The sequence below is a fragment of the Arthrobacter sp. SD76 genome (assembly GCF_049726125.1).
GTDB classification, from domain to species: Bacteria; Actinomycetota; Actinomycetes; order Actinomycetales; family Micrococcaceae; genus Arthrobacter; species Arthrobacter nitrophenolicus.
The window spans coordinates 258,924-280,552 of sequence record NZ_JBNBLR010000001.1 but is presented as its reverse complement, the minus strand read 5'-3'; the positions used below and the strand labels follow the sequence as shown (position 1 = coordinate 280,552).

The window sequence follows — 21,629 nt, the reverse complement described above, 5'->3', positions numbered from 1 at the left end:
TAGAATGAAACAATGACGACCGCCGCATCCACCCCGCCGCCTTCCACGGATGAGGGGCCCAAAGCGTCAAACATGCGCTCCCTGTCGCGGGCACTGGAGGTGTACGCCGAACTGCAGCGGGCGGAGAGGCCGCAGCGGCTCAGCGACCTGGCCCGGGCGTGCGGCATGAGCCTGCCCACCACGCTGCGCATCCTCCGGGTGCTCCAGGACTTCGGCATGGTCAGCCAGACGGACAAGTCCTACCGGATCGGCCCAGCAGTCCTGCCGGCGGCCCGCAGCTATCTCGAAAACGATCCCCTGGTGGTGTCTTCGCGGCCCATCCTCCAGCAGCTGGCCACCTCGACGGGATTGACGGCGTCGCTCTACACCCGGCTTGGTTACGAGCGGATCCTCGTGGCGCGTGTCGACGGCGCGGCGCCCCTGCGCTACGACCTTCCCCTGGGCAAGCGCCTGCCACTCAGCCTCGGCGCGGCAGGCAAGATACTCCTGGCGTCTGCGCCCAGGGAAGAACTGGAGCAGGTAGCGGCCGCGGCCGTCGCCGCGGGGCACGAAGACAAGTCCTTCACGGCAGATGCCCTTCAGGCAAGGCTCCCAGAGGCGGGTGTGGACTTTTCTTATTCCGCGGACGAACGCGCCACCGGCGTCCTGTCAGTGGCCGTTGCCGTGCCCAACCGGACCGGCCGGCCCACGGAGTCCATTTCGCTCACGAGCCCGGTGGAGGCAGCCAGCGAAGACACGCTTAAGGCCGGCGTGCCGGAGCTCCGGCGCGCGGCCCGCACGCTGTCCGCGCTCCTTGAAGGCTCCGTCTACTAGGCCGGATTCAGCCTGAGGCTTATCGCGCAGCACTCCACCATCTCCCGCCCGACCGAACGTCCTCCCCCGCGGCTCGCACGAACTCCTCGACATCCTCCCGACAGCGCTCTCCTTGCTCGTTCAAACTCCTGCGGTTTTCGAGCTTCTTGAGGGCAGTGATGTTGTCAAGCGCAGTACGTGCTCGTTCTGCTGTCTGATCATTGCTGGTCAACAGGCGGACGCCGTAATAGGCGGACCAGGCTGTTCCTCTGGCGCGATGGACATCGTCATCATCCGTCCTGACGTCTACGCGGTGACCTTCAAACCATTCGTCCATCACCGCTCGCCGGTACTCCATAGCAGCCGCTGCAAAGTTCTTGTAGGTCTCTATTCGGGCCTCATGGAGGCGGGTCTCAAAGGCGTTCTTTCGATTGAATGCATAGGTCAGTATGACCCCGAGCAAGGCGCCAAGGAGGCCGATGATGGCAGCGTCCATCGGAACAAGTTAGCAGCCGATTGAAGAGTCGAAAAGGACTAGCTCCTGTGCGACTGCTCAGTCGTGACATAAGCCCGGCCCCACTGGCCCGCGCGCGTCTGCAGAATGGCGAAACCCCCGCGCGAGTCGGGCTCCAGCGCGGGGGCTTCTGTGCTTCCTAGTTGGGGAACTAACGTGGAAACAAGAAGAATTTACCGGCCAGTAGGGTTTGGAAATCTCCAAAACGGGCCGGTTTGGTAAATCTTGAGGGAATTTTGAGCAGCGCCGCCCACGCGAGGGTTTAGCTGCCCGGCTCCTCCGTGGAGTCCGGGTCTTCCTCGGGCTCGAACGTGTTGGGGTCGGTATCCGCGGCGATTCCGACGCCGTCGCCGGCCCGGGGGATCCCGCTGTCGTTCTGGGCAGATGTTCCCTTGCCTTCGGTGCCTGCCCCGCCCTCCTGAGTCTCGTCGTCGGGCAGGGAATCGGGTGAGTTGATTGTCATCGCTCCTCCTTCGTTGGCCGGGCCTCCACGCTAACAGCCCGCGCCCCGAAAGGAGCCGGAAGCGGGGAACAAAATCTATTGCGTCCGCCGGACGGGCCGCGCCGCCTGCAGGATGATGTCCAGCCCGGCCGGGCTGCCGGGCCAGTGCCGCCGGACGGCGTCTTCGCCGGCCCGTTTGATGACCGAGCGCAGGACCAGCGCGACTATCACGGCGTCATCTGCGTAGCCGATGACCGGAATGAAGTCCGGGACCAGGTCGATGGGAGACAGGAGGTAGGCCAGCAGCAGCACCAGCCGGATGCGGACGCCGACGGCGACGGTACGGTCCCCCGCGAGCCTGCGGATGAGCCGCAACAGGTCCGGCAACAGCCGCAGGGCATCCTTCATGGTCACGGTTTCAGGATGGCGCCGCGCGTACAGCCACAGGAGGAACAGCAGCACGGCGTAGGCCAGCAGGACGCCGGCCACAATTCCGGCAACGGTTTCCCACGACATCTTGCGCTCCTCCCGCGCCGGGGACCGCAACCTCCGGCACCTGAACGAGACTACTTGACCGCGGGGGCCGTCACTCCCAGTCCGAGGTGAAGTCCAGGGGCGGCCACCAGCGCGTCCGCGAATGGACGGCGAACCTGCGCCCGGTGACCTCGGTGGGATCAATCCGGATCAGGTGCTCCTTGAGGCTCGGCTCCCAGGGTTCACGGTCCGGATCGGCCAGTTCCAGGGGCATGGAGCCGTCCTCCACCGGCGAGGGCACGCCTTTGACGACGACGCTCCACACCTCCGTGCCGTAGACGTTGAGCGCATCGGTTTCCAGCGCCACCGGATTTCCCGTGAGCAGCGACCGGAGTTTTGTTCCGGGAGCCGTCCGCAGATAGAGCGTCCTCTCCGCGGGAACGAAGTTCACCGGGAAGATCTCCGGCGTGCTGCCGTTGATCACCGCCAGTCTCCCGATGTAGGAGGAGCCCAGGAGCTTCCAGCATTCCTCGACGGTCAGGACTTCGGTTGCCGATCCCGGCTGAGGGGTTCCCATGGGCGAGATTCTAGGTGTCCGTCACAGGCGGGGGTAGGGCCTTGAGTCCCCAGTCCCGCGCCGGCGCCACTGCCAGGCCGCCTGAACCCCCGAGGTGGTGGACGGTGAAAGCTGTCAGGAAGCCCACGGAGGCCGTGAGCCCGGTCAGGTTGTGGTGCTCCTCGAACGCCTCCGGGATCATCGTGTCCGCCAGCATGGCCAGGATTCCGCCGGCAGCCACGGCGGTGATGAAGGCCACCACCCCGCCGGGCGCATTCTCCAGCGCGGCATAACCCACCAGCGAGGCGACACCGCAGAGCAGGGCGATTCCACCCCACAGCCCAAAGACGTACCGGGCACTCCTGCCCGCCTTCTTCATGCCGGCGGTCCCGGACAGCCCCTCGGGGACGTTGGAAATGAAGACCGCCGCCATCATGGCCGGGCTGACCGCGCCGCCGGCGAGCATGCCCACGCCGAGCACCACCGATTCCGGCACGCCGTCCAGCAGCGCGCCGAAGGCGATGGCCGTACCGCTTCCCGGGTTCTCCTCCTCGGACGGCTGCTGGTGGCCGGAACGCTTGCGGTGTTTCGCCCCTGCCCGGGCGAGCATCGCGTTCGCCCCGACGTAGACCACCGATCCCGCCAGGAAGCCCGCCACGGTGGGCCAGAGACCGCCACCCGCCACCGCCTCGCCCACCAGTTCAAAGGCGAGGGCCGAGATCAGCACGCCGGCCCCGAAGGACATGATGGAGGACACCAGCTTGGACGGCAGCGACCACCGCCAGGACAGTGCCGCGCCCAGCACCAGCGCTGCACCTGCCGCGGTACCCCACACCAGTGCCTGCAGCCATACGGGCATTGCCACCCACTCTCCGGCTCCGCAGCGGAAGCCTTTCCATCCCAAGGCAGCAGCAGCGTGCGGCCGTAGAGCAGCCAGACTAGTGGAGGCCCCTGCCGCACGCAGAATTGATGGGATCTTGACCCAATCCTTGCGGACCCCTGAAGTTGCGGGTCCACGCTGGAGGCATCGGACCAACCAGCTTGTGGGGAGCAGGAAGTCATGGGAAACACGACAGCTTTTGAGGGCGACGTCACCACCGTGGGAGGCGTGCTGACAGACCGGCAGCCGCTCGATTTCCACGCATTGGGGCTGGCCGGCTGCATCGACCGGCTGACCGGGCCCATCCGCCGCAGGGGGACCGCAGTCTGCTGGGATACTCCGCACTGGGGCATCGAGATCCCGTCTGACTGCGCCTCCCTCCTCTACCAGTCCGCCCGCGAGGCGCTCAGCAACGCCTACAAATACTCCGAGGCGTCCCACCTCACCGTCCAGCTCGCCGCGGTGGACCACGGCATCCGCCTGGTAGTGGCCGACGACGGCACCGGCTTTGACAGCCGCCGCGCCACACGCGGGCGGCACCACGGCTATGGGCTGCGCCTCATGGCGGTGGCCGTCCGGGAAGCCGGTGGCAGTGTGGACGTCAGTTCCAGTCCCGGCCACGGCACCAAAGTCACGGTAACCCTGCCGCTGGACTGACACCTTGCCTACACAGACTCGGAGGCCCGCCGTACTGGGACGGCGGGCCTCCGTACGCCCGGAACCGGGTCCTGCGGTTACCGGGTCAGCTTGGCGTCGTCAGTCTCCAGGTCGCCGATGTGGCCCGGCGCGTTGGCGGCCAGGACGCGGGCAACGAACGCGGCGTACTCATCCATGTAGTGGCGCAGGAACTTGGCGGTGCCCTCGTTCTTGACCTCGCCGTCCGCTCCGAACACGGCCGCGTCGTAGTGGATGTAGGCCTCCGGGGCATTCAGCTGCGGCGCGTCCAGGAAGCTGAGGACGCTGCGGAAGGAGGACTGCATCACGGCAGTGCCGATGCTGCCCACGGACGCGCCGATGATGCCTGTGGGCTTGCGGGCGAACGAGTTGCTGCCCCACGGCCGGGAACCCCAGTCGATGGCGTTCTTGAGCGCGCCGGGGATGGACCGGTTGTATTCGGGGGAAACGAAAAGGATGCCGTCCGACGCCTCGATGGCCTCCTTGAGGGCGCGGGCCGCGGGCGGGAAGTCGGCGTCGTAGTCGTAGCTGTACAGCGGGAGGTCCCGGATGGGGATCTCGGTGAACTCAAGGTCTTCCGGGGCGAGCTTGATCAACGCCTTGGAAAGGGTCCGGTTGATGGAGGCCGTTGCCAGGCTTCCCACGAAATATCCGATCTTGAACGGTGCCATGAGTGTTCCTTCCGAGGGCCGGACGGCGCCGGCCTGTCCATGTTCTTTCGAAAAGGTGCCGCCCGGCTTCCTGCGGAAATGGCGGCGCTGGTTGGGTGCCACTGCACCCAACAGTCCAGCACAGATGGACCGTCCCGGCCAGACCTCGGGCCCACCTGGCTACCTCCTTGACAGGCCGCTCCCGGGAGCGCTGAATGATCTGTAGCAACCCGGTGTCGTTGCCGGCCCGCCGCCGCCCCTCTTCGCCTTCCAAGGAGCACACCAGCCATGACGGACAATCCGCTGGACGAGCGAGTCCACACCGAAGCACCCGCCGAGGGCGATCCGGACGCGGATGTCACGGAGATCCGCATGCATTCCCAGGACCCGGCAGAAGGGGCCGACGAACCCGCCCCACCGGCGTCCAAGTAGCGCCTCCGCACCCGGCCGCCCCGGACGCGGCCGGCCTTTGCCATGCCCGACGGCGGCACCCGCGCAGGTGCCGCCGTCGTCCGTTCCCCTTTCCTTGCTCTGGAAACGGACGCGCCCAAAAGGTATGTTGGTAAGCATGCTGATGATTTTTCCCGGGTCATCAGTTCCGGTGACAAAGCGAAGGAGACGTTATGAGCACGAAGGTGGAAAAACGCATTCTGGTGAACGTACCGGTGAGCACGGCCTACAACCAGTGGACCCAGTTCGAGGAATTCCCGCACTTCATGGGCGGGGTCAAGAGTGTCACGCAGCTGACCGATGACCGGCTGGAATGGGTGGCCGAGATCGGCGGCGTCCGCCGCCAGTGGGAAGCGAAGATCCTGGAGCAGGTCCCGGACCGCAAGGTGGCCTGGGCGGCCACCGAAGGCGCCACCAACGCCGGCGTTGTGGACTTCGAGGATGTGGGCGGCGGGCAGACGTCCGTCCGGCTGACGCTCGAATACGAGCCCGAGGGACTGATCGAGAAGGTGGGCGACAAGCTCAACGTGGTTGACCGGCAGGCCGAGGCAGACCTGCAGCGGTTCAAGGAATTCATCGAGGACGAAGGCTACGCGAGCGGCGCCTGGCGCGGTGCCGTCAACCCCGGCGCCACGGTCGGAACGCCCGGCGTGGAAGACGCAGCCGCTTCCCGCGGTGATTCCGGCAAGGCCGGCGTTTCGGGCAAGGTGGCCGCAGGACTCGGTGTTGCCGCAGCCGCCGGCGCCGCAGCCGCCATGGCTGCCGGAGGCAACAAGGGCGAGACTGCAGCTGCGGACGAAACGGTCACTCCAGCAGCCCCGGGTGAGCCGGCGACCGTCACGCCGCTGACGACGGACACCACCACGACGGACGCCACCACTACTACTGGCACGACGGCGGCCGCCGGGTCCACCGGTTCCGTCGCCGACCTGGGTGATGACAGGATCGGGCACGCCTTCGACCAGACGAACGGCCTGGTGGACACCACCGGCGAGTCCGACGAGACCATCGAGGGCGAGAACCTGAGCGCCGGCGAGCGCCGCGAGGATGACCGGCGTCCCGACGGCGGCCTGCCGCCCGTTGGCGGCAACCTCGGCCAGCACTGACCACAGGGCTGCCACACGCCGTCGCACATCTCGTAAGCAAAGCGCCGCCCGCCTCTCCCCCGAGGCGGGCGGCGTTTTGCTGTTACGTCTGCCGCGCTGTACTGGCTACTCCTGGCCCGCCACAGATTGCAGCAGCGGCACGGTCCGCGGGGGCATGACCTCCACCAGGGACATGGCTGTGCTGGTGCGCACGACGCCGGCAATCGCCAGCATCGCATTGGTCACCCGGTGGAGGTCGGCCGGGTCCTTCGCCGCCACCTTGGCCAGCAGGTCGGCATCGCCCGTGGTGGCGTGCATTTCGATGATTTCCGGGATGGTCCGCAGTGCGGCCGTGGCTTCGTCGCTTGAGGACTGGCTGATGGAGATCGAGATGAAGGCTGTGAGTGGCAGCCCCAGCGCCGCCGTCCGGACACGCTGGCTGAACGGCGCCAGGCTCCCGTCATTCACCAGGCGGCGCAGCCGGGCATGGACCGTATTCCGGGCTACCCCCAGCGTCCGGGAGAGCGACAGGACCGTCGCCTGCGGGTCGGCATCGAGTGTGAGGAGGATCTCGGCGTCAAGAGCGTCAAGAAGGTGCATACTGAGCATTTTGCCACTCCATCCGGCTGGCAAGACCGGATCTGTCCTGCCGAAAGCAGCTGTGTTGCGCATACGCACGTTCCTGGCCCACGATGCTTTTCATGACCAGCACCCTCCCCGAAACTGCCGCACCCGGGCTGCGCGCCGCCGTCGCAAACCTTCCCGCGTACGTTGCCGGTAGAAGCGCAGAATCTGAACTGACTGCCGCCCTGGCCTCGAACGAAAGCCACTTTGCTCCGCTGCCGTCCGTCGTCGAGGTTGTCACTGCCGAAGCCGGCCGGATCCACCGGTACCCCAGCATGGGCGCCGTGGACGCCCGCGAGGCCATCGCCCGCCACCACGGGGTGTCACCGGAGGAAATCGCCGCCGGCCCCGGCAGCTCCGGCGTACTGCAACAGATCATCACCGCCGTGTGCGATTCCGGGGACGAGGTGGTCTTCGCGTGGCGGTCCTTCGAGGCCTACCCCATCCTGGTCACCGTGGCCGGCGCCGCGCCTGTCCCGGTCCCGCTGCTGGACAATGAACAGCACGATCTCCCGGCCATGGCCGCCGCGATCACGGACCGCACGCGCCTGGTGATCCTCTGCTCCCCCAACAACCCGACGGGCGTCTCCATTGACGCCGGCGCACTGGAGGACTTCCTGCAATCCGTTCCGTCCCGGGTGCTGGTGGTGCTGGACGAGGCCTACATCGAATACCAGCGCGGCCCCGGCGTGGACGCGCTGGAGTTTTACCGGCGCTACCCCAACCTGTGCATCCTGCGCACCTTCTCCAAGGCCTACGGCCTCGCCGGCCTGCGGATCGGCTATGCCATCGCCCGCCCGTCCGTGGCTGACGGACTCCGCCGGACCGCCATTCCCTTCGGCGTCAACCGGATGGCCCAGGCCGCCGCCGTCGCGTCGCTGGCAGCCGGGGATGAACTCCGTGCACGGACCAACGCCGTGGCACAGGAACGCACACGGGTCATCGCCGCGCTCCGCAGCTTCGGCTGGGACGTCCCGGACAGCCAGGCCAACTTCTACTGGCTCCGCGCCTCGGACGGACTGCGGGAACAGCTGCTTGCTGCCCTGGCCGATGCGGACATCCTCGCCCGGGGCTATGCGGGCGACGGCGTCCGGGTCACCCTGGCGGACCGGGAAACCAATGACCGCGTCCTCGCTGTCCTGGCTGACCGCGGACGGTTCGCTGCCCAGTGAGTACCGCCACGATGCCCACCCCCACCGCAGACGTTCGCAGCGCCGGGCCGGGCACAGCGCACGGCTCGACGACGGCGGCGCCCGCCACGCCGCCGTCGGCCGTCCGCCATTCCCTGCTTGAGGATGTCCTGGGAATCCTCACCGGGACGTTCGCCGCGTCCCTGGGCCTGTACCTGCTCAAGTCCAGCGAGGCTGTCACCGGCGGCACGGCCGGCCTGGCCCTGCTGCTCAGCTACACCCTGCCGCTGCCGTTCGGCGTGATTTTCTTCGCTGTAAACCTGCCGTTCTTTGGCCTGGCGGTGTGGAAAAAGGGCTGGAACTTCGCGCTGCGCACCGGTGCGGCGATTGCCCTGGTCTCGGCCATGGCAAGCCTGCACCCCTGGGCGCTGGGACCGCTGGCCATCGACCCCGTCTACGGCGTGCTCGGCGGAAACCTGCTGGCCGGCGTCGGGCTGCTCATCCTGTTCCGGCACAAATCCAGCCTGGGCGGCTTCAGCATCCTGGCGCTGCTGCTGCAGGAGAAGCTGAAATGGCGGGCCGGGTACGTACAGATGGTGCTGGACGTGGCCATCGTGCTGGCGGCGCTGGTCCTGGTGCCTCCGTTGATGGTGCTGCTGTCCGCAGTGGGCGCCACGCTGCTGAACCTCATCCTCGCGCTGAACCACCGTCCCGGACGCTACCTCGGAAAGTAGGCGCCGAGAGGCTTGTTTATTCCCCGAAACCGCCAGAAATATCTTCGTGCGGGCGGTGGTTGGGGCCGATATGACAACAATCGGAATTATCGGTGCAGGACATATTGGAAGCCAGGTTGCCCGGAAGGCGGTGGAGTTGGGCTACGACGTGGTCATCAGCAACTCCCGCGGGCCGGAGACCCTGGCCGGACTCGTGGCGGAACTCGGGCCGAACGCCCGGGCCGCCACACCGGCGGAAGCAGCAGCGGCAGGCGATTTCGCCGTCGTCACGGTCCCGCTGAAGAACTACAAGGACATCCCCGTGGAACCGCTGGCCGGCAAGGTGGTCATCGACACCAACAACTACTACTGGGAGCGGGACGGCCGGATCCCCGCCCTCGACAACGGCGAGGCCACCACCTCCGGGCTGCTCCAGGAGCACCTGCCCGATTCCAAGGTGGCCAAGGGCTTCAACCACATCATGGCGTCCCAGATCACCACCGACGGCACTCCGACGGGTACCGAAAACCGCCGCGCCCTGGCAACCGCCAGCGACTACCCGGAGGCCGCCGAACTGGTGACCCGGCTGTACGACGAGTTCGGCTTCGACACCGTCAACATCGGGCTGCTCGAGGACAGCTGGCGGGTGGAACGGGACCGCCCGGCATATGTCGTGCGGCAGAACGCGGCCGAGCTGAAGGAAAACCTGGCGCTGGCAACCCGGACCATCTAGGCCGCGGGGCTATTCCCGGGCGGGGACCAGGACCACTTCGTGCAGATCCGCTGCCGGCTCGTCGAACTTGGCGTTCACCACTGCAAGGGTGTTGCCGAACAAGGCCGCCGTGGTGGGAATCTGGAAGCTGTCACTCGTGATGACGTCCCGGACCTCGCCCGAGGACAGGTCGTGGTTGAGCTTGACCCGGCTGACCTGGTTGAGGAAGTTCTGCACCACCCACACGGTCTTGCCACGGGCAATAATGCCGTCCACATTGGGAAGTGCTCCCGTGTCAATCAGCGCGCTCTGACCGGTGTCGGGATCCACTGTGAAAAGGGCCTGCTTGGCGGAATGTGCAACGATCAGCACCCGGTCGCCCTGCACCGACGTGATGCCGTTCAGGTTGAACGGCCCGGGCAGTTCGGCGGCCGGGCCCTTCAGCGGCACCGTCTCAAGGCCCTCCAGCTCCCCCTCCCGGCTGACCTGCAGCCGGTAAAGCTCTCCGCGTGCGGAGTTGGTGAACCAGGCCCCGTCCCTGGTGAGGGTGACGTCATTGATGAAGCCCGGCGCCAGGGTGAATTCCCCTACGGATTCCTTGGTCTCCGTGTTGTAGACGAAGGCCTTGCCCGTTTGGCCCCCTGCCACGAAGAGCAGGTTGGTGCCGGCATCGAACTTCATGCCCACCGCCTGCCGGCCGGCTGGCGCATCTATGAAACGCGTGGCCTTCGGATCCCGGATATCCCCCTTGAAGATGTCCCCGGATTCCAGCTCACCCGCATAGAAGGTAGTCCCCCGGCCCGCCGCGATGCCCTCGGCGGAGGTGGCGCCGTCGAGCACGATGACGCTGTCTCGCGGCGATTCACCCGCGGAGGCGGGAACGGCGGTGGGAAGGATGAGGGCCATTAAAGCGATGAACCCGATGACTGCACGGCGTTGTACTGTTCGGCGCATAATGCTTCCTGATCTGGATAATGCGCGGGGCCCTCTGCGGCAGCTCCACACGATGGTGTAGCCAGTTTAAGTACCGGAGTTGGGCCCGCCAAGGCATCGGAGCCCCCATTCTGCTTACAATCGAAACCTCTATCGACTACTGAGGGATCCATGAAGAAATTCGCCACAGTCCTGTTCGCCGCCGGCCTGGTTGCTTCGGCTACAGCCTGCTCCGCCTCCCACCAACTGTCCACCGCAGAAACCTGCGAGCGGATCCAGTCCGTTGTGTCGAACCCTGCCAACAGCGCCGGCAAGACGGGCATGAACCGGCTGGCAAACCAGATCCGCCCCATCCACGCCGTTGCTTCCGACGACCTGAAGCCTGCCCTCGCTTCGATCATCGAGTACACGGACGAGCAGGCGAAGGAGACGCCGGACGAAGCCAAGCTCGCCGAGCTCCAGGCCGATTACGAGGAAGCCGGCAGCACCTACAGCGAGTTCTGCAGCTAGGCAGCCGTCACGGACCGGGCCCGGCCGCCTGTGCTACAGGCTGGCCGGGTCCGTATTGGCGCCGCAGAGGATCACAGCCACACGCTCGTCCGGCCGCGCCCTGTAGGCGCCGCTGGTGAGGGCGGCATAGGCGGCAGCGGCACCATGCTCCACCACCATCCGGTAGGTGTTCCAGAGCTGCGTTCGTGCCGCAACAATGTGCTCGTCGGACACCAGGACGCTTTCGACGCCGGTGCGGACCGCCACGGAGAAGCCGATGTCACCGACGCGGCGGGCTCCCAGCGAATCGGCCGCGACGCCGGACACCGCCACGTCCACCGGTTCTCCCGCTGCAAGGGCGCTATGCAGGGTGGGCGCACCGTGCGGTTCCACGGCCACGACTTTTGCATGGCCTTCCACGGCGGCCGCAACGCCTGCCATCAGTCCGCCGCCGCCCACAGCCACCAGGACGGTTTCGACGCCGGGCACCTGTTCCAGCAGTTCGGAACCAACGGTTCCGGCGCCCGCCGCAATTTCGGGCTGGTCGTAGGCGTGGCAGTACACCGCGCCGGTTTCCCGGGCGTACACCACAGCCGCCTGGTAGGCCTCGGCGTATTCCGCACCGCCCTGCACCACCGTGGCGCCGATGGCCTTGAGCTTGTGGACTTTGACCTCCGGCGCTGCGGCCGGAACAAACACCGTGGCGGGGACGCCAAGCTGGGCTGCCGCGTAGGCGTTGGCGAGGCCCGCGTTTCCGCCGGAGGCCACCACCACGCCCACATCAGGCCGGAGTTCGCCGCGTTCCTTGCTGGCCAGGATCCGGTTCAGGGCACCCCTGGCCTTGAAAGTACCGGTGTGCTGCATGAACTCGCATTTGAACAGGCCTGCCCGGGGAACGCGTTTCGGTCGGCTTCCATAACGGGTGTCAGGCGGGTGAGGCCGGCGGTCCGGTCCGCAGCCTCGTCAACATGGGTACGGGTGATCACGTCAGACTTCGTCGTCCCAGGTTCCCGGCTCGTCGAGGGCTTCCTCGGGCTTGTGCTCCTGCCCTGGCTCTCCGCTGCCGACGTACGACGCCGGGACGGTGCCGCCGGCATGGGCCTGCTGCTCCTCGCGGATGTTGGATGCGCCCGGCAGTTCGGGGTGCTGGCCGCTTTGCGGAGCTTCCGTCCCCTGTCCGGGGGCGGTCTTGGCTTCGTCGGGGTCGCCTGGGCCGCGGAGGTCTGCGTCGTTCAGGGGCTCGTCATTGGATGTGGTCATGGTCCTGCCTTTCACCTTGGGAAACTCGCTGCTTCCGGCCATGCTGGCCCGGCCGCTTTCCAGCCTACGTTTTCAGGGGCCTGATCGCATGGAAGGGTGGAACCTGTGATTTGCCCGGGAAACCTGTGAAAAACGCCCGCCAGCTGTGAATCCGCCCGCAACCGGGACGTCGCGGGAACGGGGGGCGTTAAACCCTTGGCAGAAGGAGGCCACGTGATCATTGTTCTTACCGGAATCGACGGTTCCGGCAAGTCCACGGCTGCCCATGCCCTGGTGAATTCCGTTGCGGCCCTCGGCGGCAAGGCGGTGCTGCTGAACAACCACGCCGGCCGGCGCACCATGTCCGTCCTGTCGGCAAAAACGGGGATCCGCTTGCCCAAGCGCCTGGCCGAAGCACTCGAAACCACCTTCCGGGTGTGGAACGTGCTGCTTTCCCACCTGCGGGCAAGCCGCTTTGAGGGACTGGTGGTCATGGACCGGCACCTGTACTGCCAGCTGGCATTGCGGACCACTAAGGGACTGCCCCGAGGCCGCTTCCTGCCCTGGCTGCTGAAGGCGCTTCCGGCGCCCGACGCCGTCGTCCATTTTGATATTGACCCCGGCGAGGCGCACCGGCGGATCATGGCCCGGGGAACGGATGCCGAAACGCTGGAGGACCTCATCGCCTTCCGGGATGCCTACCAGCAACTGCCGGAATATCAGGACTTCGTGAAGGTGGACGCTACCTTGCCGCCGGCGGAACTGGCCCGGCAACTGGACGGCATCGTTGCCCGGGTGCAGGCGCACCGGACTGAAAGTACGCAGAAAGGCGCAGTCACAAAGCGAAATTAGTAGTTTCGCATTGTGGAAATGGAATTTCCTCTTGCGGAATAAGTGTGACCGGGATTACCTTGGGCGTAGGCCCGCATGGCGGGACGTTCCCAATTGATAGGCAAAGGTCAATGAAGATCCCAAACCCTGAGGCACTGAAGGCGAGTTCGGTGCCCGCGAAGAAGAAGCGGCTGTACAAGTCGCTCTTCTTCCAGATTCTGATCGCCGTCGTGGCAGGTGTCCTCCTGGGCATTTCTGGCCGGACCTCGGATCACAACTGAGGCCGCTCGGAGATGGCTTCATCAAACTCATCAAGATGATCATCGCGCCGCTGATCTTCCTGGTGATTGTCACTGGAATTTCAGCCGTTGGCGACGTCAAGGCGGTTGGACGGGTTGGGGTCAAAGCCCTCGTCTACTTCACTGCGGCAACCTTGTTTGCCCTCGTCTTCGGGCTGGTGGTGGCCAACATCGTCCAGCCGGGCGCAGGCTTGAACATCGATCCCGCAACACTCTCCCAGGCTGACCTGGATGCCAAGACCGGGGCGGGAGCCCCTAAGGATGCGGCGTCATTCATCCTGGACGTCATCCCCGCGAGCGTCATAGGGGCGTTCGCCAACAACAGCCTCCTGCAGGTGCTGTTCTTCTCCGTATTCTTTGGTGCCGCCATCGTGGTCATCGGACGGGACAAGTGCATGCCGGTCATCAGCCTGATGGAAACGGTCCTGGAACTGGTTTTCAAGATCATGTCCTGGATCATGAAGGTGGCCCCATTGGCGCATTCGGAGCCATGGCGTTCATCATCGGCCAGTACGGGCTGGACACCCTCAGCACCTACGCACTCCTGATCGCCGCCTGCTATGGAGCCGCCGTCGTCTTCATCGGCCTGCTCTTCATCGTTGCCTGGGCCACCGCCCGCGTCCCGCTCTGGCAGTTTTTGAAATACACACGGGAGGAATTCCTGCTGGCCCTGGGAACGGCATCAACCGAGGCCGTCATGCCGCGCATCATGACCAAACTGACCAACGCCGGCTGCTCCCGCGCCACCACCGGCCTGGTGGTTCCGACGGGATACTCATTCAATCTGGACGGCGCGGCGATCTACCTTTCCATCTCCCTGCTGTTCCTTGCGCAGGCCTTCGGCCACAACCTGGACCTCGGCCAGCAGCTGGCGGCCCTCGGAATCCTGCTGCTGACTTCAAAGGGCATGGCGGGCGTTCCCGGATCCTCCTTCCTGGCCCTCTCGGCAACCGCCGCCGCCCTGGGCATCTTCCCGGTTGCCGGCGTCGCACTCCTCCTTGGTGCCGACCGGCTCATGGACTCCATGCGCGTGGTGGTGAACCTGCTGGGCAACTGCGTGGCAACGTTCGTGGTTTCCAAGTGGGAGGGCCAGTTTGACCGAAGCGTCATGCTGCGCGCTTTCAAGGGCGAGATCACCAACCACGACTCAGCCATCATGCTGGGCAAGGAAGAAGTCTTCGAGGACCAGGAAATCCAGCGGATCAGCGAAGGGCAGGTACCTTCACCCAAGTTCCGCGGCGGGCCGAACCCGCAGGAAATCCCGCAGTTCCAGATGAGCAAGGTGGAGCGCGTGGGTACGGGCAACAGCCCGGACTGATTGACACCCCGGAAACAGCACAGGGCGGGCAGGACCAACTGGTCCTGCCCGCCCTTTCTGGTGAGATCAGCGACTAGCGCGACGCTGTCGGCGAGGCCGTCGACGTCTCCATATCCTCGGTCTCCGTGGCCATCGGTGACGCCGTGTCATCCGGCGAGGCCGTGGACGTAGCGGTTGACGTGTAGGTGGACGTCGGGCTTGAGGTGGCGCCGCCGTCGTCGTCGGCCTGCTCAAGCACCTCGTTGATGAGGTCCTCCAGCTCCTTCTGGTCAGTGTCGCCCAGCTCGGCGCCGCTCTTGGTGGCGACCACCAGCAGCCGTCCCTCCGCAGCGGAAACCTGCATCAGCTTCTGCTGGTTGTCCCCGCTGCGGGTGCTGAGGGTGGCGAACGTCTCGTCGGCATCCGTCTCCGCCTGCAGCTCCTCGCTGGAAACCTCGTAGCTCTGGCCCAGGGCCTCGACCTTGAAGGTGGCGCACTGGTCCATCTTGCCCTTGATGCCGGTGAGGACCTGCTCGGCGTCCTCCCCTTCGCCGCTGGACTGGGCGGACAGGGTGCGGGGCTGGTTGCCTTCGGAGATCGCGACAGCCACCTCGCCGTTCTCCACGGTGTCCAGCAGGCCTGCTGTGGCGATGTCCTTGCAGTCTTCCGGGTCCACCGTCGCGGTGCTCAGCAGCAGGTTGGCGATGTTTCCGCCCTGGTCCACCTGCTCCTTGGAGTACAGCTTCAGCTCGTTGCCGTCCGCGTCGGTCTTGCCGGAGATGAGCTCGCGCAGCTCATCCTCCGTATAGACCTTTTCTTCCTCGGCAGGTGAGGGCGAGGCCGTCGCGGTGGCAGTGGGGCTGGCCGTGCCGCCGCCTCCGCCGGTGCAGCCGGCCAAGGCCAGCATTGCCGCGGTCATCAATCCAAGCGCAGGAACTTTTCGCATGAGTACAACCCTTTCGAAAATAGCAAGCATGCTTAGTGTTTCCACCCTAAAGGGTGCAGCAGGCAGAGGGAAATAACAGGCGGATAACTTTGGCAATATGGAATAATCCGAGGTAGTGGTCCGCACCGGACCGCTCCACAGACAAGAGGGGCAACAGTGTCCGCCACAACTACCGGCACCGAGGCGGCGAGGGCGGCCATCAACAACTCCCAGGTCCCCAAGCACGAGCAGCTTCGGATGATCATCCTGCGGCTGGCCAAGGAGGAGCTGGGGCCCGGCGCCAGGCTGCCCAGCGAGCGGACCCTCATGGACTCCTACGGCGTCAGCCGCATCACCGTCCGCGCGGCAATAGGCCGCCTGGTCAACGAAGGGCACCTGGTCCGGGTTCCGGCCAAGGGAACGTTCGTGGCGGACTCCCCCGTCCAGTCCACGCTGCACCTGGCGTCCTTCACCCAGGAAATGGAGGCCATGGGCCACGTCCCCAGCACCGTAGTGCTGGTGGCGGAGTCAGCCGCGGCGCCCGACGATACAGCGGAGGCACTGAGCCTCCCCCGGGGGTCCGAGGGCCATCCACCTGCGCCGGCTCCGCCTGGCGGACGGCCGCCCGGTCAGTGTTGACGACGCCTGGTACAACCCGGAGCACGCCGCCGGACTCCTGGACATCGACCTGACCGGCTCGGTCTACAAGGCCCTGGCCGCCCAGTTCGGCCACCAGATTGACCGGGCACGCCAAAGCGTCCGGTCCGAGGGCGCCCCCGCCGATGTGGGGGCGCTCCTCGGCACCGGAACGGGTGCGCCGGTCCTGGCCTTCGACCGGGTTTCATACTCGGGCGCCCTGGCAATTGAGCACTCGCGCTCCTGGTACCGGTCCGACCGCTACTCGCTCAACATGGAAGTCCGGCTCTAGGCCGGACGTCCGTCAGTCCAGCGAAAACAGGCTGGCGCCCGCTGCCACGGCGCCGTCAGCCAGCAGCGTTGCCGTGTCCGGCTTGGTGTCGAGCACGACGACGGGACTCACCATCGAGTAGCCGGCCGCCAGGGCGGGGCCGGGTCCACATGCATGACGGGCTCGCCGGCCGCGACGGTGTCGCCCTGCGCGATCAGCAGCTTGAAGCCGTCGCCCTTGAGCTTCACGGTGTCGATGCCCACGTGCGTCAGCACGCCGCGGCCCGCTTCGCCGACCACCACAAAGGCGTGCGGCAGGAGCTTGACCACCTTTCCCGCCAGGGGGACACGACGTCGAACGCCTCACCGGCCGGGGGTTCAACGGCCGCGCCGGAACCCACCATCTGCCCCGCGAACACGGGGTCGGGAACATCTGACAGCTGCACCACTGCCCCGCTGATGGGGGCAAGGACCACCATGGACTCCGCCACTAGAGGAGGTCCTCGATGTCTTCGGCCAGGGAGTCGGCTTCGGGGCCGACGATCACCTGGACTGCGGTGCCGGCGGTGAGGACGCCGTGGGCCCCGGCGGCCTTCAGGGACGCCTCGTTCACCAGCGAGCCGTCCTTCACCTCGGTCCGGAGGCGGGTGATGCAGGCTTCCACCTCGACGATGTTGGCGGCTCCGCCCAGGCCTTCAATAATCTTCTCTGCTTTGGACATTGCTGCCCTTTCTGACGGTGCCCGTATGGAGCACTTCCTCAGCACCGGACCGGCGGTCCGGTGCGACCAATTCTGGCTTCCCCTCCTTCGAACCAACAGTCCCGACGGTGTTTTCCGCCGATCTTGACAGCCGGTCGTGGGATGAATCACACTGAACTGGTCATAACCAGACAGTACCGGCTGGAACCGCCACTTCACAAGCCCCCATCCCCAACCCGCAGAGGTGTACCCATGTCAACATCCGAGACCACGGCCTTGGCTCCGGAGAAGAAGCCAAACCGCGCCTTCGCCACCCTTCAGCGGCTGGGCCGCTGCCTGATGCTTCCCATCGCCGTGCTGCCCGCGGCGGGCCTGCTGCTGCGCATCGGGCAGCCGGACCTGCTCGGCGCCATTCCCGGCTTCGAAGGCGGCGCCGCCGTCATCTCCGCCTCAGGCAACGCGGTATTCACCTGGCTGCCGCTCATCTTCGCCGTCGGCATCGCCATCGGCTGGGCCAAGAAGGCAGACGGCTCCACCGCCCTGGCCGCCGTGGTGGGCTACATGGTGATCGACGGCGTCTTCAAGGCGATGTCACCGCTGGTCCTCGCCGGGCAGGTGGACCCGGCCGGCAAACAGGCCGTGATCAACTACGGCGTCCTCGCCGGCATCGTGGTGGGCCTGCTCTCCGCCGGACTGTGGCAACGGTTCTACCGCACCAAGCTGCCCGACTTCCTGGGCTTCTTCAGCGGCCGCCGCCTGGTGCCCATCCTGACATCCGTCACCAGCCTGGTTGCCGGCGTCGTGCTTGCCCTCTTCTACCCGCTCTTCAACGCCGGCCTCTCCGCAGCCGGCCAGGCCGTGGCCGGCAACCCGGAACTCGGCGGCGGCATCTACGGCTTCGCCAACCGCATGCTCCTGCCCGCAGGGCTGCACCACATCCTCAACTCCGGCCTGTGGTTCCTGATCGGCGACTTCACGGACGCCTCCGGGCAGCTGGTCCGCGGCGACCTCAACCGCTTCTTCGCCGGCGATCCCGCCGCAGGCGTCTTCATGACCGGATTCTTCCCCATCATGATGTTCGGCCTGCCGGCGGCTGCCCTCGCCATGTGGCGCCACGCCAAGCCCTCGCAGAAGAAGATCGTGGGCGGCATCATGCTCTCCACCGCGCTCACGGCATTCTTCACGGGCATCACCGAACCGCTTGAGTACGCGTTCATGTTCGTGGCCTTCCCGCTCTACATCGTCCACGCGGTGCTGACCGGCACGTCGATGGCCCTGGTCAACGCCCTGGACATCCATCACGGCTTCACGTTCTCGGCGGGTTTGATCGACTTTGTCCTCAACTTCGGGAAGTCGCAGAACGGCTGGATGCTCATTCCGATCGGGCTGGGCTACGCGGTGGTCTACTACTTCCTGTTCTCGTTCGTCATCAAACGCTGGAACCTGCGCACCCCCGGCCGTGAGGACGACGAAGTCACGGTGGACACCGAGGCCGCCAAGTAAGCAGCAGTCACCCCGTTCCGTCCACCAACCCGAAAGCACTCCCGCATGGAAATCATCATCCTTCCCACCGCTGACGACGTGGCCCGCACGGCCGCAGACGCCATCGAGGAACAGGTCCGCCGCGGCCCGTCCGTCCTGGGGCTGGCCACCGGCTCCACGCCGCTGGGCACGTACCAGGAGCTCATCGCCCGGCACCGCACGGGCGGCCTGAGTTTCGCACAGGCGCAGGGCTTCCTCCTCGACGAGTACGTGGGGCTGCCCGCTGCCCACCCGCAGTCCTACCACTCGGTGATCCGGGATGAGTTCACCGCCAGCGTTGACTTCGCCCCGGACGCTGTGCACGGACTGGACGGGATGGCGGAGGATCCCGAGGCCGAGGCCGCCCGGTACGAGGGCCTGATCGCAGCGGCGGGCGGGGTGGACATCCAGATCCTGGGCATCGGCACGGACGGGCATGTGGGGTTCAACGAGCCCATGTCCTCGCTGGGCTCAAGGACCCGGATCAAGACCCTCACCCGGCAGACCCGGCAGGACAACGCCCGCTTCTTCGACTCCGCGGACGACGTCCCGGACCATGTCCTGACCCAGGGCCTGGGCACCATCCGCGAGGCCCGGCACCTGCTGCTGCTCGCGATGGGCGAGGCGAAGGCGGAAGCCATCGCCGCCGCCGTCGAAGGTCCGGTCGCGGCAATCTGCCCGGCGTCGGCACTGCAACTGCACCCGCACGTGTCCGTCCTGGTGGATGAGTCCGCGGCCTCCCGGCTGGCGCACCGGGAGTACTACACGGACACCTTCGGACGGAAGCCGGCATGGCAGGGACTGTGAGCACGGAGCGGGCCGTTATCGCTCCTGAACTTGAACTCGCTGTGGAGGACGCCGACGGCGTGCGGCTGGCTGCCGCCGCCGGCGCCGCCCGGGTGGAACTCTGCGCGGCCCTGGCCGAGACGGAGGGCATCACGCCGAGCATCGCCGCAGTGGAGCAGGCCTGCAGTGTGGGCCTCCCGGTCCACGTCCTGGTGCGGCCCCGCCCCGGCAACTTCACCTACTCGGCCGGCGAGCTTGCGGTGATCGAGCGCGACGTGGCGGCGGCCATGGATGCCGGCGCCGCCGGCGTGGTGGTCGGGGTCCTGGCGGCCGACGGCGGACCGGACACCTCCGCCGTCGGACGCATTACCGAGGTGGCGCGGCGCTACAAACCGGCCGCCGAGGTGACGTTCCACCGGGCCTTCGACGCCGCCCTTGCGGCCGGCTTCGACCCGGCGGAAGCCCTGGCCCGGCTGGAGAAAGCCGGGGTTGACCGTGTCCTGACCAGCGGCGGCAGCCCGGACTGCGTACTGGGCCTTGGCATGATCGCCCGGCTGGTGGAGCTGGGACGGATCCACGCGCCGTCGGTCCAGGTCATGGCCGGCGGCGGAGTGACGCTGAAACTGGTACCGTCGCTGCTCGAAAGCGGCGTCCAGGCGGTCCATACCTCCGCCCGGGCACGCCACGGGCTCTCCGGCGCGGACCGGGTGGCCAACGCCGACCCCGCCCTGGCTGCGGCGATGGCCGCGGCAATGGCCAGGGGATCCATGGGGACACCCACTGCGGGAGGCACGGAAGCATGAACAACCAAGTGGTCCTTCGCGGCCGGATCGTCACCGGAAGCATGGACATTGCCGACGGGGTCATAGCGGCCGACGCCGGCCGCGTCACTTATTCCGGGCCGGCGTCCGAATACCGCGGAAAGGCAGGGCCCGCGACCGACAACATCCTGCTGCCCGGACTGGTGGACCTGCACTGCCACGGCGCCAACGGCTCCGACTTCTCTGACGGCTCGGATGACGGCGCCCGGTCGGCGGCCCGCTACCTGCACAGCCGCGGCACCACCACCCTGCTGGCCAGCCTGGTGACAGGCTCGCCGGCAAACCTGGTGCGGAACCTCTCTGTGCTGCGGACCCTGACAGCGGAAGGACTCATTGCCGGCTCCCACCTCGAAGGCCCCTTCCTGGCGGCAGGGCAGTGCGGCGCCCACGACCCCTCGCTGCTCCTCGAACCGGATCCGGCCCTGGTGACCGAACTGCTTGAAGCCGCCGGGCCATCCCTGGCGTCCATGACGCTGGCGGCCGAGCTTCCCGGGACATCCGGCCTGGTGGACCTGCTGGCACCACGCGGCATCATCCCGTCCCTGGGGCACACCGCCGCGAACCCGCCCGCCGCTGCCGAATTCCTGGAGCACGCTGCCGCCGCACTGTCTGCTCCGTCCAATCCAACCGGCCGGTTCAGGCCGACCGTCACGCACTTGTTCAATGCGATGCCCGCCCTGCACCACCGCTCCCCCGGCCCGGTCTCGGCAAGCCTCAGTGCTGCCCGGGCAGGCAATGCGGTGGTGGAACTCATTGCAGACGGCGTGCACCTGGCGACGGAAACGGTCAAGCTGGTGTTCGACCTGGTGGGCGCGGAAAACATCGCCCTGGTCACCGACTCCATGGCGGCCACCGGCCTGCAGGACGGGCCATACCAACTCGGTTCGCTGGGCGTCACCGTCGACCATGGTGTGGCGCGCGTGGACAGCACCGGGGCCATCGCCGGTGGAACCGCCACCTTGCTGGACGTTGTGCGAACCACCGTTGCCGCGGGTGTCCCGCTGCAGGACGCCGTCCTGTCGGCGACAGCCGTTCCGGCCGCAGTCCTCGGCTTGTCCTCGCAGGCGGGCGACCTCCGCGCGGGCCTGCCCGCCGACGTCGTCGTTGTCGGCCCGCGCCTCACCCTGGCGGGCGTTCTGCGCCGGGGCGAATGGGTGGCTGCCCTCGCGCCCACAGCGTAGTGCG

At 66.8% G+C, this 21,629-nt stretch carries 26 protein-coding genes and 3 pseudogenes; 16 read left to right on the top strand and 13 right to left on the bottom strand.

Annotation, left to right across the window (positions count from 1 at the left end):
* Window positions 1-12: 12 nt before the first annotated feature.
* A complete protein-coding gene (locus ACPEE0_RS01340; RefSeq protein WP_009356718.1) occupies window positions 13-813 on the top strand; it encodes an IclR family transcriptional regulator in 801 nt (266 codons plus the stop codon).
* Window positions 814-832: 19 nt separating this feature from the next.
* On the opposite strand, the gene ACPEE0_RS01335 is transcribed toward ACPEE0_RS01340, so the two are convergent.
* The 5 genes from ACPEE0_RS01335 to ACPEE0_RS01315 all read right to left on the bottom strand — a co-directional run bounded on the left by ACPEE0_RS01335 (window position 833) and on the right by ACPEE0_RS01315 (window position 3,637).
* Window positions 833-1,288: a hypothetical protein gene (locus tag ACPEE0_RS01335; protein ID WP_407710103.1), complete on the bottom strand. Its 456-nt coding sequence runs from the start codon at window positions 1,286-1,288 to the stop codon at window positions 833-835.
* 280 nt (window positions 1,289-1,568) lie between these two features.
* Window positions 1,569-1,769: a hypothetical protein gene (locus tag ACPEE0_RS01330; protein WP_407710104.1), complete on the bottom strand. Its 201-nt coding sequence runs from the start codon at window positions 1,767-1,769 to the stop codon at window positions 1,569-1,571.
* Between the two features lie 75 nt (window positions 1,770-1,844).
* Entirely contained in the window at window positions 1,845-2,264 is a 420-nt protein-coding gene (locus ACPEE0_RS01325; RefSeq protein WP_407710105.1) for a YkvA family protein, read from the bottom strand.
* Between the two features lie 70 nt (window positions 2,265-2,334).
* Window positions 2,335-2,799 (bottom strand): pyridoxamine 5'-phosphate oxidase family protein, encoded by a 465-nt coding sequence (locus tag ACPEE0_RS01320; RefSeq protein WP_407710106.1) that lies wholly within the window; start codon window positions 2,797-2,799, stop codon window positions 2,335-2,337.
* Window positions 2,800-2,809: 10 nt separating this feature from the next.
* Window positions 2,810-3,637, bottom strand: coding sequence for a ZIP family metal transporter (locus tag ACPEE0_RS01315; protein ID WP_424575217.1), 828 nt, complete (start codon window positions 3,635-3,637; stop codon window positions 2,810-2,812).
* Window positions 3,638-3,838: 201 nt separating this feature from the next.
* Here ACPEE0_RS01315 and ACPEE0_RS01310 point away from each other — a divergent pair, with 201 nt between their 5' ends.
* Window positions 3,839-4,315: a sensor histidine kinase gene (locus ACPEE0_RS01310; protein ID WP_009356713.1), complete on the top strand. Its 477-nt coding sequence runs from the start codon at window positions 3,839-3,841 to the stop codon at window positions 4,313-4,315.
* A 77-nt stretch (window positions 4,316-4,392) separates the two neighbouring features.
* Here the strand turns inward: ACPEE0_RS01310 and ACPEE0_RS01305 are convergent, their stop codons facing one another.
* A complete protein-coding gene (locus tag ACPEE0_RS01305) occupies window positions 4,393-5,004 on the bottom strand; it encodes an NADPH-dependent FMN reductase (protein WP_133347848.1) in 612 nt (203 codons plus the stop codon).
* Window positions 5,005-5,271: 267 nt separating this feature from the next.
* Here ACPEE0_RS01305 and ACPEE0_RS01300 point away from each other — a divergent pair, with 267 nt between their 5' ends.
* Both ACPEE0_RS01300 and ACPEE0_RS01295 read left to right on the top strand, forming a co-directional pair.
* Window positions 5,272-5,415, top strand: coding sequence for a hypothetical protein (locus ACPEE0_RS01300; RefSeq protein ID WP_165976893.1), 144 nt, complete (start codon window positions 5,272-5,274; stop codon window positions 5,413-5,415).
* Window positions 5,416-5,606: 191 nt separating this feature from the next.
* Window positions 5,607-6,539, top strand: a complete 933-nt coding sequence (locus ACPEE0_RS01295) for an SRPBCC family protein (protein WP_407710107.1) — start codon at window positions 5,607-5,609, stop codon at window positions 6,537-6,539.
* A gap of 105 nt (window positions 6,540-6,644) precedes the next feature.
* Here the strand turns inward: ACPEE0_RS01295 and ACPEE0_RS01290 are convergent, their stop codons facing one another.
* Window positions 6,645-7,127 (bottom strand): Lrp/AsnC family transcriptional regulator, encoded by a 483-nt coding sequence (locus tag ACPEE0_RS01290; protein ID WP_133347844.1) that lies wholly within the window; start codon window positions 7,125-7,127, stop codon window positions 6,645-6,647.
* 92 nt (window positions 7,128-7,219) lie between these two features.
* On the opposite strand from ACPEE0_RS01290, the gene hisC reads away from it, so the two are divergent.
* The 3 genes from hisC to ACPEE0_RS01275 all read left to right on the top strand — a co-directional run bounded on the left by hisC (window position 7,220) and on the right by ACPEE0_RS01275 (window position 9,718).
* Window positions 7,220-8,314, top strand: coding sequence for a histidinol-phosphate transaminase (gene hisC / locus ACPEE0_RS01285; protein ID WP_407710108.1), 1,095 nt, complete (start codon window positions 7,220-7,222; stop codon window positions 8,312-8,314).
* Between the two features lie 11 nt (window positions 8,315-8,325).
* Entirely contained in the window at window positions 8,326-9,006 is a 681-nt protein-coding gene (locus tag ACPEE0_RS01280; RefSeq protein WP_407710469.1) for a YitT family protein, read from the top strand.
* 70 nt (window positions 9,007-9,076) lie between these two features.
* Complete coding sequence (locus tag ACPEE0_RS01275; protein WP_407710109.1) at window positions 9,077-9,718, top strand: NADPH-dependent F420 reductase; 642 nt, start codon at window positions 9,077-9,079, stop codon at window positions 9,716-9,718.
* 9 nt (window positions 9,719-9,727) lie between these two features.
* Here ACPEE0_RS01275 and ACPEE0_RS01270 read toward each other — a convergent pair whose 3' ends face one another.
* Entirely contained in the window at window positions 9,728-10,651 is a 924-nt protein-coding gene (locus tag ACPEE0_RS01270) for a hypothetical protein (protein ID WP_407710110.1), read from the bottom strand.
* A gap of 150 nt (window positions 10,652-10,801) precedes the next feature.
* On the opposite strand from ACPEE0_RS01270, the gene ACPEE0_RS01265 reads away from it, so the two are divergent.
* Window positions 10,802-11,140 carry a hypothetical protein gene (locus ACPEE0_RS01265; protein WP_009356705.1) on the top strand — a complete coding sequence of 113 codons (339 nt, stop codon included), beginning with the start codon at window positions 10,802-10,804 and terminating at the stop codon, window positions 11,138-11,140.
* 33 nt (window positions 11,141-11,173) lie between these two features.
* On the opposite strand, the pseudogene ACPEE0_RS01260 reads toward ACPEE0_RS01265, so the two are convergent.
* Window positions 11,174-12,105: pseudogene (locus ACPEE0_RS01260) on the bottom strand (threonine/serine dehydratase).
* Window position 12,106: 1 nt separating this feature from the next.
* On the bottom strand, window positions 12,107-12,379 hold the full coding sequence (locus ACPEE0_RS01255) for a hypothetical protein (protein WP_407710112.1): 273 nt from the start codon (window positions 12,377-12,379) through the stop codon (window positions 12,107-12,109).
* A 213-nt stretch (window positions 12,380-12,592) separates the two neighbouring features.
* On the opposite strand from ACPEE0_RS01255, the gene ACPEE0_RS01250 reads away from it, so the two are divergent.
* Window positions 12,593-13,210: a thymidylate kinase gene (locus ACPEE0_RS01250; protein ID WP_407710113.1), complete on the top strand. Its 618-nt coding sequence runs from the start codon at window positions 12,593-12,595 to the stop codon at window positions 13,208-13,210.
* Between the two features lie 110 nt (window positions 13,211-13,320).
* Window positions 13,321-14,806 (top strand): annotated as a pseudogene (locus ACPEE0_RS01245) (cation:dicarboxylate symporter family transporter).
* 73 nt (window positions 14,807-14,879) lie between these two features.
* Here the strand turns inward: ACPEE0_RS01245 and ACPEE0_RS01240 are convergent.
* A complete protein-coding gene (locus ACPEE0_RS01240) occupies window positions 14,880-15,704 on the bottom strand; it encodes a hypothetical protein (protein WP_424573782.1) in 825 nt (274 codons plus the stop codon).
* A gap of 183 nt (window positions 15,705-15,887) precedes the next feature.
* On the opposite strand from ACPEE0_RS01240, the gene ACPEE0_RS01235 reads away from it, so the two are divergent.
* Together ACPEE0_RS01235 and ACPEE0_RS01230 are read left to right on the top strand one after the other, a co-directional pair.
* Window positions 15,888-16,349 (top strand): GntR family transcriptional regulator, encoded by a 462-nt coding sequence (locus ACPEE0_RS01235; RefSeq protein ID WP_424573781.1) that lies wholly within the window; start codon window positions 15,888-15,890, stop codon window positions 16,347-16,349.
* Complete coding sequence (locus ACPEE0_RS01230; RefSeq protein WP_424575216.1) at window positions 16,300-16,638, top strand: GntR family transcriptional regulator; 339 nt, start codon at window positions 16,300-16,302, stop codon at window positions 16,636-16,638. Before ACPEE0_RS01235 ends, ACPEE0_RS01230 begins: the two co-directional genes overlap by 50 nt.
* A gap of 107 nt (window positions 16,639-16,745) precedes the next feature.
* Here ACPEE0_RS01230 and ACPEE0_RS01225 read toward each other — a convergent pair.
* Both ACPEE0_RS01225 and ACPEE0_RS01220 read right to left on the bottom strand, forming a co-directional pair.
* Window positions 16,746-17,020, bottom strand: a pseudogene (locus ACPEE0_RS01225) (PTS sugar transporter subunit IIA).
* Window positions 17,021-17,106: 86 nt separating this feature from the next.
* Window positions 17,107-17,337: a glucose PTS transporter subunit EIIB gene (locus ACPEE0_RS01220; protein ID WP_009356700.1), complete on the bottom strand. Its 231-nt coding sequence runs from the start codon at window positions 17,335-17,337 to the stop codon at window positions 17,107-17,109.
* A 231-nt stretch (window positions 17,338-17,568) separates the two neighbouring features.
* On the opposite strand from ACPEE0_RS01220, the gene ACPEE0_RS01215 reads away from it, so the two are divergent.
* From ACPEE0_RS01215 to ACPEE0_RS01200, 4 genes are read left to right on the top strand one after another with little or no spacing between them, the layout of a single operon-like run.
* Entirely contained in the window at window positions 17,569-18,819 is a 1,251-nt protein-coding gene (locus tag ACPEE0_RS01215; protein WP_407710117.1) for a PTS transporter subunit EIIC, read from the top strand.
* A 45-nt stretch (window positions 18,820-18,864) separates the two neighbouring features.
* Complete coding sequence (gene nagB / locus ACPEE0_RS01210; protein ID WP_009356698.1) at window positions 18,865-19,644, top strand: glucosamine-6-phosphate deaminase; 780 nt, start codon at window positions 18,865-18,867, stop codon at window positions 19,642-19,644.
* Window positions 19,629-20,426, top strand: a complete 798-nt coding sequence (locus tag ACPEE0_RS01205) for a copper homeostasis protein CutC (protein ID WP_407710118.1) — start codon at window positions 19,629-19,631, stop codon at window positions 20,424-20,426. Before nagB ends, ACPEE0_RS01205 begins: the two co-directional genes overlap by 16 nt.
* On the top strand, window positions 20,423-21,625 hold the full coding sequence (locus ACPEE0_RS01200) for an N-acetylglucosamine-6-phosphate deacetylase (protein WP_407710119.1): 1,203 nt from the start codon (window positions 20,423-20,425) through the stop codon (window positions 21,623-21,625). Before ACPEE0_RS01205 ends, ACPEE0_RS01200 begins: the two co-directional genes overlap by 4 nt.
* Window positions 21,626-21,629: the final 4 nt, after the last annotated feature.

Bases quoted from the DNA above. Each gene is read 5' to 3' on its own strand.
- ACPEE0_RS01340 (WP_009356718.1), top strand. From the start codon at position 13: ATGACGACCGCCGCATCCACCCCGCCGCCTTCCACGGATGAGGGGCCC.
- ACPEE0_RS01335 (WP_407710103.1), bottom strand. From the start codon at position 1,288: ATGGACGCTGCCATCATCGGCCTCCTTGGCGCCTTGCTCGGGGTCATA.
- ACPEE0_RS01330 (WP_407710104.1), bottom strand. From the start codon at position 1,769: ATGACAATCAACTCACCCGATTCCCTGCCCGACGACGAGACTCAGGAG.
- ACPEE0_RS01325 (WP_407710105.1), bottom strand. From the start codon at position 2,264: ATGTCGTGGGAAACCGTTGCCGGAATTGTGGCCGGCGTCCTGCTGGCC.
- ACPEE0_RS01320 (WP_407710106.1), bottom strand. From the start codon at position 2,799: ATGGGAACCCCTCAGCCGGGATCGGCAACCGAAGTCCTGACCGTCGAG.
- ACPEE0_RS01315 (WP_424575217.1), bottom strand. From the start codon at position 3,637: ATGCCCGTATGGCTGCAGGCACTGGTGTGGGGTACCGCGGCAGGTGCA.
- ACPEE0_RS01310 (WP_009356713.1), top strand. From the start codon at position 3,839: ATGGGAAACACGACAGCTTTTGAGGGCGACGTCACCACCGTGGGAGGC.
- ACPEE0_RS01305 (WP_133347848.1), bottom strand. From the start codon at position 5,004: ATGGCACCGTTCAAGATCGGATATTTCGTGGGAAGCCTGGCAACGGCC.
- ACPEE0_RS01300 (WP_165976893.1), top strand. From the start codon at position 5,272: ATGACGGACAATCCGCTGGACGAGCGAGTCCACACCGAAGCACCCGCC.
- ACPEE0_RS01295 (WP_407710107.1), top strand. From the start codon at position 5,607: ATGAGCACGAAGGTGGAAAAACGCATTCTGGTGAACGTACCGGTGAGC.
- ACPEE0_RS01290 (WP_133347844.1), bottom strand. From the start codon at position 7,127: ATGCTCAGTATGCACCTTCTTGACGCTCTTGACGCCGAGATCCTCCTC.
- hisC (WP_407710108.1), top strand. From the start codon at position 7,220: ATGACCAGCACCCTCCCCGAAACTGCCGCACCCGGGCTGCGCGCCGCC.
- ACPEE0_RS01280 (WP_407710469.1), top strand. From the start codon at position 8,326: ATGCCCACCCCCACCGCAGACGTTCGCAGCGCCGGGCCGGGCACAGCG.
- ACPEE0_RS01275 (WP_407710109.1), top strand. From the start codon at position 9,077: ATGACAACAATCGGAATTATCGGTGCAGGACATATTGGAAGCCAGGTT.
- ACPEE0_RS01270 (WP_407710110.1), bottom strand. From the start codon at position 10,651: ATGCGCCGAACAGTACAACGCCGTGCAGTCATCGGGTTCATCGCTTTA.
- ACPEE0_RS01265 (WP_009356705.1), top strand. From the start codon at position 10,802: ATGAAGAAATTCGCCACAGTCCTGTTCGCCGCCGGCCTGGTTGCTTCG.
- ACPEE0_RS01255 (WP_407710112.1), bottom strand. From the start codon at position 12,379: ATGACCACATCCAATGACGAGCCCCTGAACGACGCAGACCTCCGCGGC.
- ACPEE0_RS01240 (WP_424573782.1), bottom strand. From the start codon at position 15,704: ATGACCGCGGCAATGCTGGCCTTGGCCGGCTGCACCGGCGGAGGCGGC.
- ACPEE0_RS01220 (WP_009356700.1), bottom strand. From the start codon at position 17,337: ATGTCCAAAGCAGAGAAGATTATTGAAGGCCTGGGCGGAGCCGCCAAC.
- ACPEE0_RS01215 (WP_407710117.1), top strand. From the start codon at position 17,569: ATGTCAACATCCGAGACCACGGCCTTGGCTCCGGAGAAGAAGCCAAAC.
- nagB (WP_009356698.1), top strand. From the start codon at position 18,865: ATGGAAATCATCATCCTTCCCACCGCTGACGACGTGGCCCGCACGGCC.
- ACPEE0_RS01205 (WP_407710118.1), top strand. From the start codon at position 19,629: ATGGCAGGGACTGTGAGCACGGAGCGGGCCGTTATCGCTCCTGAACTT.
- ACPEE0_RS01200 (WP_407710119.1), top strand. From the start codon at position 20,423: ATGAACAACCAAGTGGTCCTTCGCGGCCGGATCGTCACCGGAAGCATG.